Annotated in this window: 13 protein-coding genes; 9 read left to right on the top strand and 4 right to left on the bottom strand. The window is 71.6% G+C overall.

Features of this window, described 5'->3' with window-relative positions; all coding sequences use genetic code 11:
• Window positions 1–46 precede the first annotated feature (46 nt).
• Both ABT367_RS15200 and ABT367_RS15195 read right to left on the bottom strand, forming a co-directional pair.
• Complete coding sequence (locus ABT367_RS15200) at window positions 47–760, bottom strand: leucine-rich repeat domain-containing protein (RefSeq protein WP_352253383.1); 714 nt, start codon at window positions 758–760, stop codon at window positions 47–49.
• Window positions 757–1,416, bottom strand: a complete 660-nt coding sequence (locus ABT367_RS15195) for a pyridoxine/pyridoxamine 5'-phosphate oxidase (RefSeq protein ID WP_352253381.1) — start codon at window positions 1,414–1,416, stop codon at window positions 757–759. The genes ABT367_RS15200 and ABT367_RS15195 overlap by 4 nt, the downstream gene beginning before the upstream one ends.
• 47 nt (window positions 1,417–1,463) lie before the next feature.
• Here ABT367_RS15195 and ABT367_RS15190 point away from each other — a divergent pair, with 47 nt between their 5' ends.
• The 9 genes from ABT367_RS15190 (at window position 1,464) to ABT367_RS15150 (ending at window position 13,134) form a co-directional block, all read left to right on the top strand.
• A complete protein-coding gene (locus ABT367_RS15190) occupies window positions 1,464–2,045 on the top strand; it encodes a CGNR zinc finger domain-containing protein (protein ID WP_352253379.1) in 582 nt (193 codons plus the stop codon).
• A 13-nt stretch (window positions 2,046–2,058) separates the two neighbouring features.
• Window positions 2,059–2,370, top strand: coding sequence for a hypothetical protein (locus tag ABT367_RS15185; protein WP_352253377.1), 312 nt, complete (start codon window positions 2,059–2,061; stop codon window positions 2,368–2,370).
• Between the two features lie 75 nt (window positions 2,371–2,445).
• On the top strand, window positions 2,446–3,240 hold the full coding sequence (locus ABT367_RS15180; RefSeq protein WP_352253375.1) for a metalloregulator ArsR/SmtB family transcription factor: 795 nt from the start codon (window positions 2,446–2,448) through the stop codon (window positions 3,238–3,240).
• A gap of 120 nt (window positions 3,241–3,360) precedes the next feature.
• Window positions 3,361–3,960 carry a dihydrofolate reductase family protein gene (locus tag ABT367_RS15175; protein WP_352253373.1) on the top strand — a complete coding sequence of 200 codons (600 nt, stop codon included), beginning with the start codon at window positions 3,361–3,363 and terminating at the stop codon, window positions 3,958–3,960.
• 49 nt (window positions 3,961–4,009) lie between these two features.
• The gene (locus ABT367_RS15170) at window positions 4,010–4,636 is read left to right on the top strand and encodes a TetR/AcrR family transcriptional regulator (protein ID WP_352253371.1); all 627 of its coding nucleotides are present in this window, start codon (window positions 4,010–4,012) and stop codon (window positions 4,634–4,636) included.
• Window positions 4,637–4,995: 359 nt separating this feature from the next.
• A complete protein-coding gene (locus tag ABT367_RS15165; protein WP_352253369.1) occupies window positions 4,996–6,948 on the top strand; it encodes an alkyl/aryl-sulfatase in 1,953 nt (650 codons plus the stop codon).
• Window positions 6,949–7,096: 148 nt separating this feature from the next.
• Entirely contained in the window at window positions 7,097–10,030 is a 2,934-nt protein-coding gene (locus tag ABT367_RS15160; RefSeq protein WP_352253367.1) for an ATP-binding protein, read from the top strand.
• Between the two features lie 97 nt (window positions 10,031–10,127).
• Window positions 10,128–10,628, top strand: coding sequence for a hypothetical protein (locus ABT367_RS15155; RefSeq protein WP_352253365.1), 501 nt, complete (start codon window positions 10,128–10,130; stop codon window positions 10,626–10,628).
• 163 nt (window positions 10,629–10,791) lie between these two features.
• Window positions 10,792–13,134 carry a glycoside hydrolase family 95 protein gene (locus tag ABT367_RS15150; protein ID WP_434975469.1) on the top strand — a complete coding sequence of 781 codons (2,343 nt, stop codon included), beginning with the start codon at window positions 10,792–10,794 and terminating at the stop codon, window positions 13,132–13,134.
• Between the two features lie 60 nt (window positions 13,135–13,194).
• Here ABT367_RS15150 and ABT367_RS15145 read toward each other — a convergent pair whose 3' ends face one another.
• Together ABT367_RS15145 and ABT367_RS15140 are read right to left on the bottom strand one after the other, a co-directional pair.
• Window positions 13,195–15,177, bottom strand: coding sequence for an N-acetylmuramoyl-L-alanine amidase (locus ABT367_RS15145; RefSeq protein ID WP_434975468.1), 1,983 nt, complete (start codon window positions 15,175–15,177; stop codon window positions 13,195–13,197).
• Window positions 15,178–15,431: 254 nt separating this feature from the next.
• Window positions 15,432–16,619, bottom strand: a complete 1,188-nt coding sequence (locus ABT367_RS15140; RefSeq protein ID WP_352253361.1) for an ROK family transcriptional regulator — start codon at window positions 16,617–16,619, stop codon at window positions 15,432–15,434.
• Window positions 16,620–16,740: the final 121 nt, after the last annotated feature.

The raw sequence follows: 16,740 nt of genomic DNA, 5'->3' as shown, positions 1-16,740 counted from the left end.
GCCAGGGGGTGAGTCCATCCGGCGGCCGGCGCTCGGTGTCCCGGGCTCACCGCAGGACGACGCACCCCCGCCGCTCCAGCGTGTCCACGACCGCGCAGTCCCCGCCCAGCGGGTTCCAGCGCAGGTCCAGCTTCTCCAGGGCGGGCAGCTCGCTCATCCAGTACGGGAGATCGCGGACCTGGTTGGAACGGAGATCGACCTTCCGTAGGCGCGGTAGGTCCCGGAGACCGGCGGGGACCTCCGCGAACCGGTTCTCGCGCAGCTCGACCTCCCGCAGCTCGGTCAAGCGCCCTGTGCTGTCCGGCAGTTCGGCGAGGAGATTGCCGCGCAGCCACAGTTCACGCAGCGCGCCGAGGTGACCTAGACCGTCCGGCAGGACGGTCAGCCGGTTGTGCTGCGCGCGCAGCTCGATCAGGGAGGTCAGGCCGCCCAGGGTGGCGGGGAGTTCGGTGAGCCGGTTCTCGCCGACATTGAGATAACGCAGCCGGCTCAGGCGGCCCACTGAGGCGGGCAGGGTGGCGAGCCGGTTGTCGTGCAGATAGAGGAAGCGCGCAAGGCCCGGCAGCTCGCCGATCTCCGTGGGGATCTCGGTCAGCCGGTTGTGCCCGAGGTCCAGGGTGTGGAGCCGTCGCAGGGTGCCGATCCGGGCGGGGAGTTCGGTGAGCGCGTTGTCCGCGAGCTGCAGCACCTCCACCTCGGGCCGCCAGACGTCCTCGGGGATCTCCGTGAGTCCGGCGCGCCAGTGGTCGACATGGGTCACGGCCACAGCAACCGCCGCTGCCAGCCGCCGTCCTCGGTGGCGAGATACGTCAGGCGGGTGTGGCGGCGGCCCTTGTCGCCCTGCCAGAACTCCACCGACTCGGCCCGCACCGTGAGCAGTTGCCAGCCCTCGGCCACGAGATCGGGCTCCCGCTCGACGCGGGCGAGGGACGCGGCCACCGCGCTGTCCCGTTCGGCGAGATCGCTCAGCGGTTGTGACTGCCGCCCGAGCAGGGACTCGGCGCGGGCGCCGATGCCCCGCGCGAGGAAGTCGGCACGGGAGGCCTCCCGCCCCGCCGCGACGACCGGACCGCGCACGCGGACCTGGCGGGCGAGTTCGGGCCAGTAGAAGGTGAGCGCGGCAAAGGGGCGCTCGGCCAGATCGCGGCCCTTGACCCCGCCGCTGTCCGAGGCGAACTGCCAGCCTTCGGCATCGACGTTCTTGAGGATCAGCACCCGCGCCGTCGGATTGCCGTCCGCCCCCGCCGTCGACAGCGACATCGCATGCGGCACGCGCACCCCGGAGTCCAGGGCGTGCAGCAGCCACTCGGTGAAGAGCGCCTCGGGTGTCGCCGGTGCGGTGGACGGGTCGAACGCGGGGAGTTCATCGGCGAACACCTCAATGCCCCGCAGCAGCTGACGCAGATCCTCGGCCACCCATACCTCCAGCGTTAACGGTTCATGGGGACGTTAGCATTAGAGCCATGCCGGACAGTCAGCTGGTCCTCGACCTCACCCTCACCATCCGCCACGACGGCCACGGAGGCGTCGCCGACGACCTCACCGAACCCGCCGGGCTGACGGCCTGGGTGCGTCAACATCTGCCGGACATCGGGGAGTTCACCGCGGACCCGGCCACCCTCGCCTCCGTACGGGAGCTGCGGGCCGCCGTCCGCGCGCTCTTCGCCAAGGCCGTACGCCCGGGAGAGCCCAGCCCCGCCGACGCGCGCCGCCTGCTGCCGGAGCCCGAGGCGCTGGCCCGGCTGAACGGAGCGGCGGCCCGGGTCCCGGTCGTGCCGGTCTTCACCTGGGACGCGGAGCCGCTGGCCGAGCTGCGCCCCGCGGCGCCTGCGGAGCCGGCCGCACTGCTGACCGCCGTGCTCGCGCGAGCGGCGATCGCCTTCCTCGCCGGCCCCGACCGCGCCAAGCTCCGCGCCTGTCACGCCCCGCGCTGTGTGCGCTACTTCCTCAAGGAGCACCCCCGCCAGGAGTGGTGCAAACCCTCCTGCGGCAACCGTGCGCGCGTGGCCAGGCATCATGAAAGGCACCGCTCAGTCCAGCCGTGAATCGGGAGCTTCCGTGATCCGAGACCTGTACAACGTCCGTCCCGTGGGTGACGGAGGTGGGACGACCCCGCTCACCCCCGACGAGGAGCGGCGCGTACGCCGGACGCTGTTCACGGAGCTCGGCAACGAGCTCGCCGACCGCGGCCGCGTCTCGTACCCCGCCCACACCCCGCCCGAGCGCCTCCGGCTGATCGAAGTCGGGCGCGCCCTGAGCGAGCACTGGGGAATCCCCGTCACCGTCGAGCCCGAGGATGAAGTGCGGATGCGGCTGTTCCTGCCGGGTGAGGTCGGTGGTGAGGGCGAGCGGACGGGCATCGGCGCGTAAGTACCGCAGCCGGCAAGTCAGTTGCTCCGAGATATTCCTTGACAGGTATATTCGACCTGGAGAATACTTCGGGGCATGGAGCACATCGCATCCGCACTCGGCGACGCCGCACGCTGGCGCATCGTCGAGTTGCTTGCCGGGCGTCCCCGGTCCGTCGGTGAACTGGCCGAGCTGACCGGACTGCGGCAGCCGCAGACCACCAAGCACCTGCAGACCCTCGTCCGCGCCGGGCTCGCCACTGTCCACCCGCTGGGTCAGCGGCGTGTGTACGCGATCGAGGCCGCACCTCTCGAAGCCTTCGGGCGGAGGCTGCAGTCGCTGGTCGCGGCGGCGGGCGGGCAGCAGGGCGAGCTCGATGTCCTGGCCCGCTACCAGGCCGCCATCGAGGCGGAGTCGGCCGCCGCCCACGAGGGCGGGGAGCGCTGGGCGGACGGGCGGACCTTTGTGTTCGAGCGCCGCCTCGAAGCGGACCGCGCCCTGGTCTGGCGGCACTGGACCGAGCCGGAGCTGCTCGGCTCCTGGTGGGCCCCGCCGTCCATGACGATCACCGACTGCCTCCTCGAACCCGAGGCCGGCGGTCGAGCGGTCCTCGACTACCGCGACGCGGAGGGCACGTACCGCTCGGCCGGCCGGGTGCACGCGGCGCAGGAACCCGAGCGCCTCGTCTTCGACCTCGCGGTGCGCGACGCCGCGGGAGGCGTCTCCTTCTCCGCCCAGTACGACCTGACACTCACCGAGGCCGACGGCGCGACGCGCCTGCGCCTCGGCCTCCACCTCACCGACACCGTCGTCGACGCGGCGGAGTTCATCGCCGGCATCGAGACCGGCTGGGGGCAGGTGCTCGACCAGCTCGACCGCGTCCTCGGCTAGCGCGACCACTTCTTCGACCTTCGGCTCGACCGCGTCCACGGCTCAACTCCCCGTACGGGAAAGAAGAGCCGGCCATCGCAGCGCCACCACGAGACAGTGACCCAAGGAAGGGAAAGACCCATGAACAAGCCGACCGCACGCAAGGTGACCGCCAACATCGGCCTCACGCTCGACGGCCGCTACCACGGGGCCGGAGGGCCCGGCGACATGGGCGCGATCGTCCCCTACGCCGTCACCGAGGTCGCCCGCGACCATCTCACCCGTATCTGGCAGGGCAAGACCACGGCCGTCCTCGGCCGGGGCAACGCGCAGGGGTTCGTCGGCTACTGGTCGACGGTCGCGGAGGACGAGAACGCCGATCCGCGCGACCGCGGATACGCGCAGTGGCTGATCGGGGCCGAGAAGGTGGTGTTCTCGAGGACGCTGACAGAAGCGCCCTGGGACCGCACCCGCGTGGTCGACGGACCGGCCGTGGACGTGATCCGTGAGCTCAAGTCCTCCGGCGAGGGCGACATCCTGGTCAACACCGCACCCAGCATCCTCAAGCCGCTGCTCGCCGCCGATCTCGTCGACCGGCTCTACCTCATGATCTGCCCCGAGATCACCGGCGGCGGCGAGCGGCTCTTCGAGGACGGCCTGCCCGCGTCGACCTGGGAGCTGACCAGCCAGGAGACCGGGAAGACCGGCGAACTCGCCCTCGTCTACGACCGGGTCCGCTGACCCGCACATGGCTGCGGACCGGTCGCGCGGCTCTGCCACGATGGGACGCGTGACCGCAGCAGAGGACAACGACCCGGGCAGCTCGACGCCGCCGGCAGGACGCCGCCGATGGCGCGACCCGGAGCGTACACGCGCCGTGCTCGTGGAGGCGCTGCTCGATCTGGTCGCCGAGGGGGAGCGCGAGCCCACCCGCAAAGCCATCGCCGAGCGGGCCGGCGTCTCGGAGCGGACCGTATTCGTCCATTTCGCGGACCGCGAGGCGCTGTACGTCACCGCGGCCGAACAGCAGGCCGAGCGGTGGCGTGCCCTCGCCGTCGATGTGCCGACCGAGTGGCCGGTGCGCCGCAAGGTGCGGGCGCTGCTCGAGCAGCGCGGCGCCATGTACGAAGTGATGTCGCCCATCCGCAAGGTGGGACTGCAACTCGAGCCGGAATCACCGGGTCTGCGCAAGGTGATGGCCGAAGGCGACACCTGGTTCCGCGACGACCTGGCCCGCACCTTCGCCCCCGAACTGGCACGCGTGTCCGCCGCCCGCCGTCCCGGAGGCCTCCTCGACTCCCTGGAGGCCGCGTCGGGTTGGGCCGCCTGGGACCACTTGCGGGCGCGCCGGGGACTTGATGTGGCGACGGCGCGCACCGCGCTGTCCCGGACGCTGAGGGCGCTGTTGGGCTCGTAGGAGCGCCTGGATCGGCGCAGGCCCCGACGCGTTCCATCCGATGCTTCGGCGTCGTCCTCGCGCTCCACCCGAGAATCACGGGGTTCTGACCTGCCGGCCAGTCACCACCAGCGGATGCCGTGCTCCGTGCAGGTGTCCCAGAAGGCATCGGAGCGGCAGACGGCGATCTGCTTCTTCTTCGGCGCCCCGTAATAGTGGCTGCACCCGCTGCCCGAGACACCTGGCGCTCATCACGCCACGTATCGCACTCCCCACCCGCCCAACCCTTGACTCCTATTGCAGTCCGACTGCAATAGTGGCCCCCGAGGGGCGTCGACCGCTGCGTCCCGTACCGGACCGACCACCAAAGGTGAGGCGCCATGACGTCGATGGACCGGCGCGGATTCGTCGCCGCTGCGGCAGGTGCCGCAGCGGCCGCCGTCGCGCTCAACCCGCAGACCGCGGTGGCGGTTTCGGAGACGCGGGGGACACTGCCGTCCGCGCCGACGGACACCGAAGGCCTGCCGTACGAGGACGAGGGCGACTTCGCCGACGCGGACCGCGGATTCATCGCGGCCTTCGCCGGGGGGCCCATCAAGACCGCCGCGGGGAAGGTCGCATGGGACCCGGATGCGTACCGCTTCATTGGCGAGCAGAAGAGCGAGCCCGACTCCGTGGACGCGAGCCTGTGGCGCCAGGCGCGGCTGCTCTCGCGCCAGGGCCTGTACCGCGTGACCGACCGGATCTACCAGGTCCGCGGCCTGGACCTGTCCAACATGACGATCGTCGAAGGCGATACGGGACTCATCGTCATCGACCCGCTGATCTCCGCGGAGACCGCCGCCGCCGCGCTCCGGCTCTACCGTGAGCACCGCGACCCGAAGGGTGCCCGCCCGGTCAAGGCGATGATCTACACGCATCCCCACGTCGACCACTTCGGCGGCTGCCGCGGAGTGCTGCCCGACGGCACCGAGGGCGTGGAGATCCTCGCGCCGGAGGGCTTCATGGAGCACGCGGTCAGCGAGAATGTGTACGCCGGTCCCGCCATGGCCCGCCGCTCGGCCTACATGTACGGGGCCCAACTCCCCATCGGCGTCAAGGCGCAGGTGGGCTGCGGACTGGGCCTCAACGTCTCACTCGGCACCGTCGGCCTGATCCCGCCGACCCGGTACATCACCGCCACCGGGCAGGAGGTCACCCTCGACGGTGTGCGCATCGAGTTCCAGATGACGCCCGGCACCGAGAGCCAGGCGGAGATGAACTTCCTCTTCCCCGACCTGCGCGCCGTGTGCATGGCGGAGAACGCCACCCACACCATGCACAACATCATCACGCTGCGCGGCGCCCAGGTCCGCGACGCCCACGCCTGGGCCGGCTACCTCACCGAGTCCATCGGCCTGTACGCCGGAAAGGCCGATGTCGCCTTCGCCTCCCACCACTGGCCGACCTGGGGCGACGCGTCGATCGTCGCGCTGCTCACCCACCAGCGCGACCTGTACGGATACCTGCACGACCAGACCGTACGCCTGATCAACCAGGGCCGTACGGGCCCCGAGATCGCCGAGACCCTGAAACTGCCGCCGCAGCTGGACCAGGTGTGGGCCAATCGCGGCTACTACGGTTCGATCAGCCACAACGTCAAGGGGATCTACCAGCGGTACATGGGCTGGTTCGACGCCAACCCCGCACACCTGTGGCAGCACCCGCCCGTCGAGGAGGCGAAGCGGTGGGTGGAGTGTCTCGGTGGACAGCGCGCGGCCCGCCGCCAGGCCCGTCGCTACGCCGAGCGCGGCGATCTGCGCTTCGCGGTCACCCTGCTCAACCACGCGGTCTTCAACGACCCGGGCGACCGCGACGCCAAGCGCGAGCTCGCCGGCCTCTACACCCGGCTCGGGCACGGCATGGAGAACGCCGTGTGGCGGAACTTCTACCTCATGGCCGCGCAGGAGCTGAAGGAGGGCATCAAGCCGGCCACCAGCGCCACCCTCGGCCCCGACATGTATATGGCCCTGACCGTCGGCCAGTTGATCGATTCGATGGCCGTACGGGTCAACGGCCCGAAGGCCTGGGACCTGCGCCTCGCCGTCGACTGGCACATCGGCGACACCTACTGGCACCTCCGCCTCGCGAACGGCCTGCTCACCTGGACCACCTCCGCCGACGCGGCAGAGGACGCCGGCCTGACGATGACCATGACCAAACCGCAGCTGCTCGCCCTGCTCGCCGGGAAGGGCACGGACGGCATCACGATGACCGGAGCCCCGGCCCTTCTCAAGCGCCTCCTTTCCGTCCTGGACGCGCCTGACCCCGTCTTTCCGATCGTCACGCCCTGAGCCGTACGGGGGCCTCCCGCGCGTTCCCGGTCCAACTCCCCGAACAGCAGGGCACCATGCCCCCGTACAGGCGTACCCTGAGGTCCCTTGAAGCCACGGCGTGCACCGGCTCCCCGCGCCCGCGCACCACCGGGGCAGGGGGTGCGGCATGAACCAGGGCATACCGTCGGGGCCGTCGGGTCCCAAGACCGGTGGCGCGCGGCTGCGGCGCACGCTGTACGAGCGCGAGGACCAACTCACCGCCGCGGACGAGGCCTTGGCCGAGCTGGCCGGTCTCGTCCCCGAAGGCGTCGACCCGCTGGACCGCCCGAGCGGCGCCCTGCTCGCCTTCTCCGGGCGCGCCGGGCTCGGCAAGACCACCCTGATCGGCGAAGTGCGCCGGCGTGCGCACGCCAGGGGCTGCACCGTGCTCGCCGCGCGCGGCGGCGAACAGGAGCAGCATGTCGCCTTCCACGTCGCCCGCCAGCTCGTCCAGCCGCTGCTCGCCGGGGCCTCGCAGGACGAACTCCGTGCGACGCTGGGCAGTTGGTACGACATCGTCGGCCCCGCCCTCGGCCTGTGCGCCCCGGCCGAGGGCGCCCCGCCCGACCCCCAGGGTCTGCGCGACGGTCTCGACTGGGTGCTCACCCACCTCGCCGTACAGCGGGCGCCGATGGTGCTCGTCCTGGACGACGCGCACTGGGCCGACCGCGAGTCCCTGAGCTGGCTCGCCGCCTTCGCGCCCCGCGCCGAACAGCTCCCGATGCTTCTCGTCGTGGCCTACCGGCCCGAGGAACTCCCTGACTACGCGGACGAGTTCAGGGGCCTGCCGGGGCGCGCCGGACAGCGGCCCATCGACCTCGAACCGCTCAGCGCACCCGCCATCGCCCGGCTCGTCCGCGAGTCCGTGGGCGCGCATGCCGACGACGCGTTCTGCCGAGAGACCTGGGCCGTCACCGCGGGCAACCCCTTCGAGGCGGTCGAGGTCACCGCGAAGGTGTGCGACCGCGGTCTCGAACCCAACGAGGCCGGCGCCCATCTGCTGCGCGACCTGGCCGCCGCCGTCAAGGGCAGCGGTCTCATCGCCCGTCTGGAGCGGCTCGGCACCTCCACCGTGCGCTTCGCCTGGGCCTGCGCGGTGCTCGGCACCGAGATCTCCCCGCACCTGGCCGCATCCGTCGCCGGACTCGGCGGTGAGGAAGCCGGGGACTGCGCCGACCGGCTGCGCGGCGCCCGTATCCTCACCGGCGCCGACACCCTGGAGTTCGTGCACCCGCTGATCGCCACTGCCGTCTACCGTGCCATCCCCGGCGGAGTCCGCGTCGCCCTGCACGGCCAGGCCGCCTGGGCGGTCATCAACGAAGGGCTCGGCGCGGCCGCCGCCGCACGCCATCTCCTGGAGACCCACCCCGACGACGACCCCTGGGTGGTCGAGCAACTGCGCGTCGCCGCCCGCGAGGTCCAGCGGGCCGGCGCCCCCGACGCCGGCCGCCGCTATCTCGCCCGCGCCCTGCGCGAGCCGCCGCCGTGCGAGGAACGGGCCGGTGTCCTCTACGAGTTGGGCTGCGCCTCGCTGCTCACCGAACCAGCCACCACCGTCAACCACCTTCGGGCCGCTCTCGCCGAACGGATCGCGGACCCCGAGCTGCGGCACGGCATCGTCATCCGGCTCTCCCAGGTCCTCGCCCACTCCGACCGGCTGGCCGAGGCCTCCGCGACCCTCGGCCACGAGATCCAGCTCGCCGAGGACGCACGCGTGCGGCTGCGGATGCAGGCCGAGCAGTTCATGTGGGACGCATTCCGCTCCGACGAACCCAACTCGCCTGCCCGCTCCAGGAGGTTGGCCCGGCTCGCCGACCGGCTGACCGGACGCGATCTCACCGAGCGGTACATCATCGGGCTGCGCGCCTGGGACGCCACCCTGCGCGGCGAACCCGCCGAGACCGCCGTCCACCACGCCGAACGCGCCCTTGCCGGCGGTCTGGGCTGGGCCGCCGAGGAGGACCGCGGCTTCGAGGTGCCCGTCCTCGTCGCCCTCGCCTTCCTCTACGCCGACCGGCCGGGCCGCGCCGAAGAGCTGTTCGCGGCAGGGATCGCGGACTTCGAACAGCAGGGCTGGCGCGGCGGCCATCTTTCCTTCGGCTACACCCTGCTCGGCTATGTCCGGCTGCGCCGCGGACGGCTCGCCGAGGCGGAGGACTTCGCACGCGCCGGACTGCGCCTGGCCGAACGCGTCGGCCGCCGTACGCCCGCGCACTGGTACGCGGTCAGCATCCTCGTCGAGATCCTCCTCGCCCGCGGCCGCATCACCGAGGCCGCACATATCGGCGAGGAGCACGGATTCGGACCGCCGTTCCCGGCCGCCGTGACGTTCCCCGACTCGCAGACCGTGTACGGAGAACTCCTCCTCGCGCGCGGCAAGGTGCGCGAAGCGGCCGTCGAACTCTCCGCGGCCGGACGGCGCCTGGACCCGCGCGGCATACGCAACCCCGCCTGGTGCCCCTGGCTGCTGCACCTCGCGCGCGCCGAGTCCCATGACACCCCGGCGCGCGCCACCTCGCTCGCGCAGGAAGCCGTTCAGCGCGCGCGGCAGTACGGGACCGCATCCGCGATCGGACAGGCCCTGCGGATCCACGCCCAGGTGGGCCCGCCCGGCGAGCGCGCCAAGCTCCTCGAGGAATCCCTCGCCCACCTCGAACGCTCACCGGCCGGCCACGAGCTGGCCTGTTCGCTGGTCGACCTGGGCGCGGAACTGCGCCGCATCGGCAGGACCGCGGAAGCCGCCGACCATCTGTACCGCGGCCTCGACGCCGCGGCGCAATGCGGCGCCGACGGCCTCGTCGAGCAGGCACGCGACGAGCTCGCCGCGATGGGGCAGCGCCCCCGGCGGCTGCACAGCACCGGGACCGACACCCTCACCGCCCGCGAGCGGACGGCCGCCGCGCTCGCCGTGCGGGGAGCGTCCACGGCGGACATCGGCAAGGAGCTCGGCCTGGACGAGCCGGCCGCCGGGCGGCTTCTGTCAGTCGTGTTCCGCAAGGTCGGCACCGACCTCGGCGGTCTGGGCGCGGCCCTGGGAGAGCTGCCCACGGACCGGGCGTGAGCAGGTGCAAGATCAGTTCCACCGCACCCTTGCGGGGGCTGGGCAGCGGCCCGGTCCCCGGCGTCGGGAACGGTCCGCGGCCACGTACCATGGGCGCATGTCCTTCCTCCGCCGCCGCAGCGCTCCCATCCCCGCCGGGCCGGACTTCGACGTCCTCGCCATGGACCCGGGAGACTGGCCGGGCAATCTCGGTGCGGGCCTGCTGCCCGCTCCCGACGGCAGCTGCCAGGGCGTCTTCCTGCGCTACGACCTGTTCGGCGGCCGCGGCCCCGCGATGGTGATCGGCAATCTCCCCGAGGGCTCCCCGGCCCGTGACCTGGGTGAGAAGCAGGTGCCCTTCGAGGTCGCCCAGCTGCTGCTCGCGCTGGAGAACGAGGAGGAGGTCGAGGTCGTCTCGACCGAGGACATGCCGGTGATGCAGGGGGACAACCTGCTGATCGTGCGCCGCCTCAAGCTCTCCGAGAGCCGTATCTCCTGCGTCCAGTTCGACCGCAGCGACAAGGTCCTGGTGACCATCGCCGCCTGGGACCGCCCCATCACCGACGACCTGTACGCGCTGCTCAAGCCGCTGCCCGCGGAGCTGTTCCAGCAGGGCTGAGCCCGAGCCGTTCCCGTAGCACCGTGCCCCGCGGGGCAGCTGATGCTGCACGCACCCTTGTAGCCGAGTCATCGGACCTCTAGCGTCCGGGGGCATGTCATCCATGCCTGAAACACCTTCCACGCCCGCATCGGCGTCTTCCGGCATATCGCGAAGAACCACCGTGAAATCAGCGGTTGGCGGGGCCGGTGCGTTAGTACTGGGAAGCGGAGTGGCAGCGGCGGCCACCGGTGCCCTGGCCGGTGAGGCCCACGCCGCCCCACAAGCATCCGATCAATTGCGGCTCTGGTACACGGCCCCCGCCGCCGACTGGGAGCGCGAGGCCCTGCCCATCGGCAACGGCGCGCTCGGTGCGATGGTCTTCGGCACGCTCGCGAGCGAGCGGCTCCAGTTCAACGAGAAGACCCTGTGGACCGGCGGCCCCGGTTCGCGGCAGGGATACGACCACGGCGACTGGCGCGAGCCGCGCCCCGGAGCCCTCGCCGAGGTGCGGCGCCTGCTCGACGCACAGGGCCGGCTCGACCCGGAGACCGTCGCGGCGAAGCTCGGCCAGCCCAAGCGAGGCTTCGGTGCCTACCAGACCTTCGGCGACCTGTACCTCGACATCCCGGACGCCCCCACGGTGCCGGACGCGTCGTACAGCCGGGCGCTGGACCTGGCCACGGGCGTCGCGACCGTCACGTACACCCATCAACAGGTGCGCCATGAAAGGGAGTTCTTCGCCTCGTACCCCGATGGAGTGATCGTCGGACGCCTTGCCGCCGACCGGCCGGGCAAGGTCGCCTTCACCCTGCGCCACACCTCGCCGCGCGCCGACTACGCGGCAAGCTCCGACGGGAGCACACTCACCGTCCGCGGCGCGCTCGCGGACAACGGTCTGAAGTTCGAGGCCGGGCTCACCGTGCGCACGAGCGGTGGCACCGTCACCGCGGGCCCCGACGGCGCCCTCACCGTCACCGGAGCGGACAGCGCCTGGTTCGTCCTCGCGGCCGGTACCGACTACGCGGACGTACACCCCACCTATCGAGGACAGGACCCGGCGCAGCGCGTCCGCCGCACCCTCGAGCGGGCCGCCGGCCGGGGCCACGCGGCGCTGCGTGCCCGCCACATCGAGGACCACCGCGCCCTCTTCGGCCGTGTTTCCCTCGACCTTGCGGCCGGGCCGCCCCAGGTCCCCACGGACCAGCTTCTGACGCAGTACACGGGCGGGGCGAGCGCGGCCGACCGGGCCCTTGAGACTCTCTTCTTCCAGTACGGCCGCTACCTCCTCATCGCCTCCTCCCGCCCCGGATCGCTCCCCGCGAACCTCCAGGGCGTCTGGAACCACAGCACCACCCCGCCCTGGAGCTCCGACTACCACGTCAACATCAACCTGCAGATGAACTACTGGCCGGCCGAGGCCGCGAACCTCGCCGAGACCACCGCCCCGTACGACCGCTTCGTGCGGGCGCTGGTCCCGCCCGGCCGGAACACCGCACGCGAGATGTTCGGCTCGGACGGCTGGGTGGTGCACAACGAGACCAACACCTACGGCTTCACGGGCGTGCACGACTGGGCGACGGCCTTCTGGTTCCCCGAGGCCGCCGCCTGGCTCACCTCGCAGATGTACGAGCACTACCGCTTCGGCGGCTCCACGGACTATCTGCGCACCACCGCCTATCCGGTGCTCAAGGAGGCGGCACGCTTCTGGCTGGCCAACCTGCACACCGACCCGCGCGACAACACGGCGGTGGTCTCGCCCAGTTACTCGCCCGAGCACGGGGACTTCACCGCCGGCGCCTCGATGTCCCAGCAGATCGTGCACGAACTGTTCACCAACACCCTCGAAGCCGCCCGCACCCTCGGCGACGACCGCGCCTTCCGCGACGAACTGGCCGCCGCACTGGAGAAGTTGGACCCCGGCCTGCGCATCGGCTCATGGGGGCAGCTCCAGGAGTGGAAGACCGACCTGGACGACCCGGCCGACGAACACCGCCACGTCTCCCACCTGTACGCCCTGCACCCCGGCCGCCAGATAGCGCCGGGCAGCACGTGGGCCGAGGCCGCGAAAGTGTCCCTGACGGCACGCGGCGACGGCGGCACGGGCTGGTCCAAGGCCTGGAAGATCAACTTCTGGGCGCGGCTGCGGGACGGCGACCACGCCCACACCATGCTGGCCGAACAGCTGGAGCACTCGACCCTGCCCAACCTCTGGGACACCCACCCGCCGTTCCAGATCGACGGCAACTTCGGGGCGACCTCGGGCGTGGTGGAGATGCTGCTGCAGAGCCAGCACGACGTGATCGACATCCTGCCCGCGCTGCCGGCCTCCTGGCCCGAAGGCTCCGTACGAGGACTGCGGGCGCGCGGCGGCGTCACCGTCGACATCACCTGGGCCGGCGGCAAGCCCACCCGTATCGTGCTGCACGCCTCCCGAACCCGCGAACTGACCGTCCGCAGCAGCCTGTTGGACGGCGGCGAGCGGACCTTAAAGGCGCGGGCGGGGGAGCGGTACGTACTCGACTAGCAGCGAAAGAAAAGGGGGGCCGTGGCGAGTGCCACGGCCCCCCTTTCTTTCGCTGCTGCCTCAGCTGCTGGGCTTCACGTCCACATCCGCCGCCCGCACGAACGCCACGCGGTGACCGAACTGGATCTCGTAGTACTCGTCCTTGCCGCGCACCACCTTGTGCCCGCTGGTGTCGAACACCGGCGCGAAGTAGTACTCACCGGGTGTCTTGTCACCCGCCGCGTACTCCTGCCCCGCGAGCAGCTTGTAGGGCAGTGCCGACACCGGCTGCGGTGCGACGCCCGTCCCCTCGTACGCAGCCGCCTCCGGGTAGGCGCGGCCGTACACCGGCACGTCCGTGCGCCCCGCCTTGGGTGTGACCACGAGGCCTGCCGCGTCCACCGCCGTGGGCTGCTTCTTCGGGTTCTTGAACCAGGCCTTCTGCCCTAGGTACCAGATCGCCGTCCAGTCGCCCTTGCGTTCCGCGACCGCGTAGCGCTGGCCGGTCGACACCCGCGAGCCGAGGTCGTTCACGCCGGTCGTCGACGGGCCGCCGCCCGGACGCAGACCGATGTCCTTGATCAGCGGAGCGTCCTCACGCGGCTCGGTGTACACCCGCACCGCACTCGACCCGTGCGCCGGACACTTCTCGCCCGCCTTCGTGCACCCCGTGAACTCGGGGCTGTGCTCGTCGTACTCGGGCAGGATCGTCACCAGGCCGCCCGACGGTCCCGCGCTGCGGTGGAACGGCTTGCCGAGCAGCGTGAAGTAGTGCTGCCAGTCCCAGTACGGGCCGGGGTCCGTGTGCATCCCCGGGACGTTGGCCGCGGTCGGCCCGGGCACCGTGTCGTGGCCGAGGATGTGCTGACGGTCCAGCGGAATGCCGTAGCGCTTGGAGAGGTACTTCACCAGGCGCGCCGAGGTCCGGTACATCGCCTCCGTGTACCAGGTGTCGGGCTGCGTGAGGAAACCCTCGTGCTCCAGGCCGATCGACTTGCTGTTGATGTACCAGTTGCCCGCGTGCCAGCCCACGTCCTTGAGCTTCAGATGCTGTGCGATATGCCCGTCGGTCGCGCGCAGCGAGTACTGCCAGGAGACGTACGTGGGGTCCTGGACCAGCTTGAGCACCGTGTCCCAGCGGCCCTCGGTGTCATGGACCACGATGTAGTCGATCGACTGGTCCTCGGGCCGGTTGGCCTTGTCGTGGTTGCCGTAGTCGCCCTCGCCGAACTCCTCGTACGGAGCCGGGATCCACTCGCAGGCGATGGTCGGCGGACAGTCGGTCCCGCCCTTCGCGGCGCGGCGGAGCCCGAGCCCTTCGAGCTGCTCGGCGTCCGGCGCGGCGGCCGGTGTGGCCTCCAGGGCGACCCGCTGGCCCGCGTCCGTGGTGCGCGTGGCGCCGTCGCGGATCACGGCGAAGACCTCGTTCGCGTACGAGGCGGCCGTGGCCTCGTCGTCGGCGCCCGAGTAGGCGGCGACGGCCGCGTACCAGTCGGCGGGGTCCTCGCTGAGCGGCTTGCCGGCCTTCTTCTGCGCCTCGGCGAGCAGCGCCGCGCCGCCGCGCAGATTCGCCGCCGGGTCGGTGCGCAGCTCATCGGCGGAGATGCCCGTCAGCTCCGCGGCACGGGTCAACGTCCTGAGCCGCGCGGGCAGTTCGGAGGCGTCCGGCAGCTTGGCCTCGGGGACGCGCGCGGGGCGGGAGGAGTCCCCGCGCGCGTCCTCGTCGCCGTGGCTGTGATGCGGGGCCTCGGCCTTGAGCGCGGTCGCCGCGTCCGTCAGGTGCATGGGGCCGTAGCCACCGGCGACACTCGGCGCTCCGGCGTGTCCGTCCCAGCGGGACTGCAGATACGACACGCCGAGCAGCACGCTCTGCGGCACCTGGTACTCGGCGGCCGCCGCGCTGAACGCCCCCTGCAGCCGGGCGGACGGTGCCGTGCTCTGCTCGCCGGACGGGGCCGCCGCCACGAGGGGCAGCAGCAGCGCGGCCGTTGCGAGGGCACCCGCCGTTCCGGTCAGCCGTCTGCGAGGGGCAGAAGTCCGTGCAGCATCGGGTCGTCGTCGCAAAGCAGCCTCCGGGACGGTGGGGCGCCAAGGGCGCGCGTGGGGTGTACGGGGCCGGGCGAGGTCAGTGGTATCGCTTGCCCGACGATCCGTCAATCATGCGACAGCAAAGGGGATTTCCCATGTCAGCGCGGGGTTCGGCGGTTTCCGGCGCGGTGGCACGGCGGCCTGCGATGCGTCAGTGGAATGGACCAATGCGCCCTGGTGAGCAGGAAGAATGACGGGTCCTTCGGTGGGCCGGGCGTCTCGGCATATGGTCAGCCGGCGGCGGCAGCGAGGGTGCGGTCCACCTGATCGGGTGAGAGGGCGTGTTCGATCGCAAGGATGCCCGCGCCGATGGCGGCAGCGTTCTCTCCCGTACGGCTCGGCTCGATCCGCAGCACATGCGTGGCCAGCGGATGCGAACGCCGGTAGACCGCCTCGCGTACCCCGGCGAGCAGCTGGTCGTGCACAGCCGCGAGCGCGCCGCCGACCACCACCGTGTCCGGGTTGAAGAAGTTCACCAGACCGGCCAGGACCTCGCCCACGGCCCGTCCGGCCTCGCGGACCATCCGTACGGCGTCGCGATTGCCGGACTTCACCAGGCGTACGACATCACTGCCGCTCGCCGCGTCCAGACCGAGCTCGGCGAGCCTGCGGGCGAGGGCCGCGCCGCCCGCGACGGCCTCCAGGCAGCCGGAGTTGCCGCAGCGGCAGGGTTCGGTGTCGTCGGCCACGCGGATATGGCCGATGTCGCCGGCGCTGCCCTGCGCCCCGCGGTGCAGGCGGCCGTCGGCGATGATCCCGCAGCCGATGCCCGTGCCGACCTTGATGTACAGCAGATAGCGGGTCTCCGGGAAGGCGAGACGCTGCTCGGCGAGCGCCATGACGTTCACGTCGTTGTCGACGAGCGCGCGCACGCCGAAGCGGTCGGCGAAGAACTCCGGAATCGGGTACTGATGCCAGCCCGGCATGATCGGCGGATCGACCGGACGGCCCGTGGTGAACTCCACCGGGCCGGGCACGCCGACCCCGATCGCCTGTAGTGACTGCGGGGCGTGGTCCGCCTCCTTGAGCAGCGCGTGCAGGGTCTTCTCGACATGCCCGAGCACCGCCTGCGGTCCGTCCGCGATCGACAGCGGGTCCTCGCGCTGGGCGAGGGTCGCGCCGGTGAGATCGAGCAGGGCGACCCGGCAGTGCGAGGCGCCCAGGTCCACGCCCGCGACGGCGTGTTCGCCGGTACGCAGCTGAAGGCGGCGCGGCGGCCGCCCGCCGGTGGAGCCGCCGTCCGCGTTGTCCTCGTCGACGAAGCCGTGCGCGATGAGCGCGTCCACGCGCTGCGACACCGTGGAGCGAGCCAGACCCGTCAGGCGAGCGATATCGGCCCGGGTCTCCACCGAGCCGGAGCGGATGAGCGCGAGCACATCGCCCGCGGAGGCGGAGGACACATCGGGGGCCGTCGGCATGCCGTCACCATAGAGGGCCACTTCTGCTGCGTACAAGGCTCAGTCTGTTCGGCGATCGACCTAAGTCTCCGTCAAGAAGCTTGTGCAGAACGGTGCTTGGACCCTTGACAGGAAAAAGCGG

It is taken from the genome of Streptomyces mesophilus, from assembly GCF_040300965.1.
Lineage (GTDB): Bacteria > Actinomycetota > Actinomycetes > Streptomycetales > Streptomycetaceae > Streptomyces > Streptomyces mesophilus_A.
Note: the sequence above shows the minus strand (reverse complement) of the source record. Positions and strands in the feature narration are given on the sequence as shown.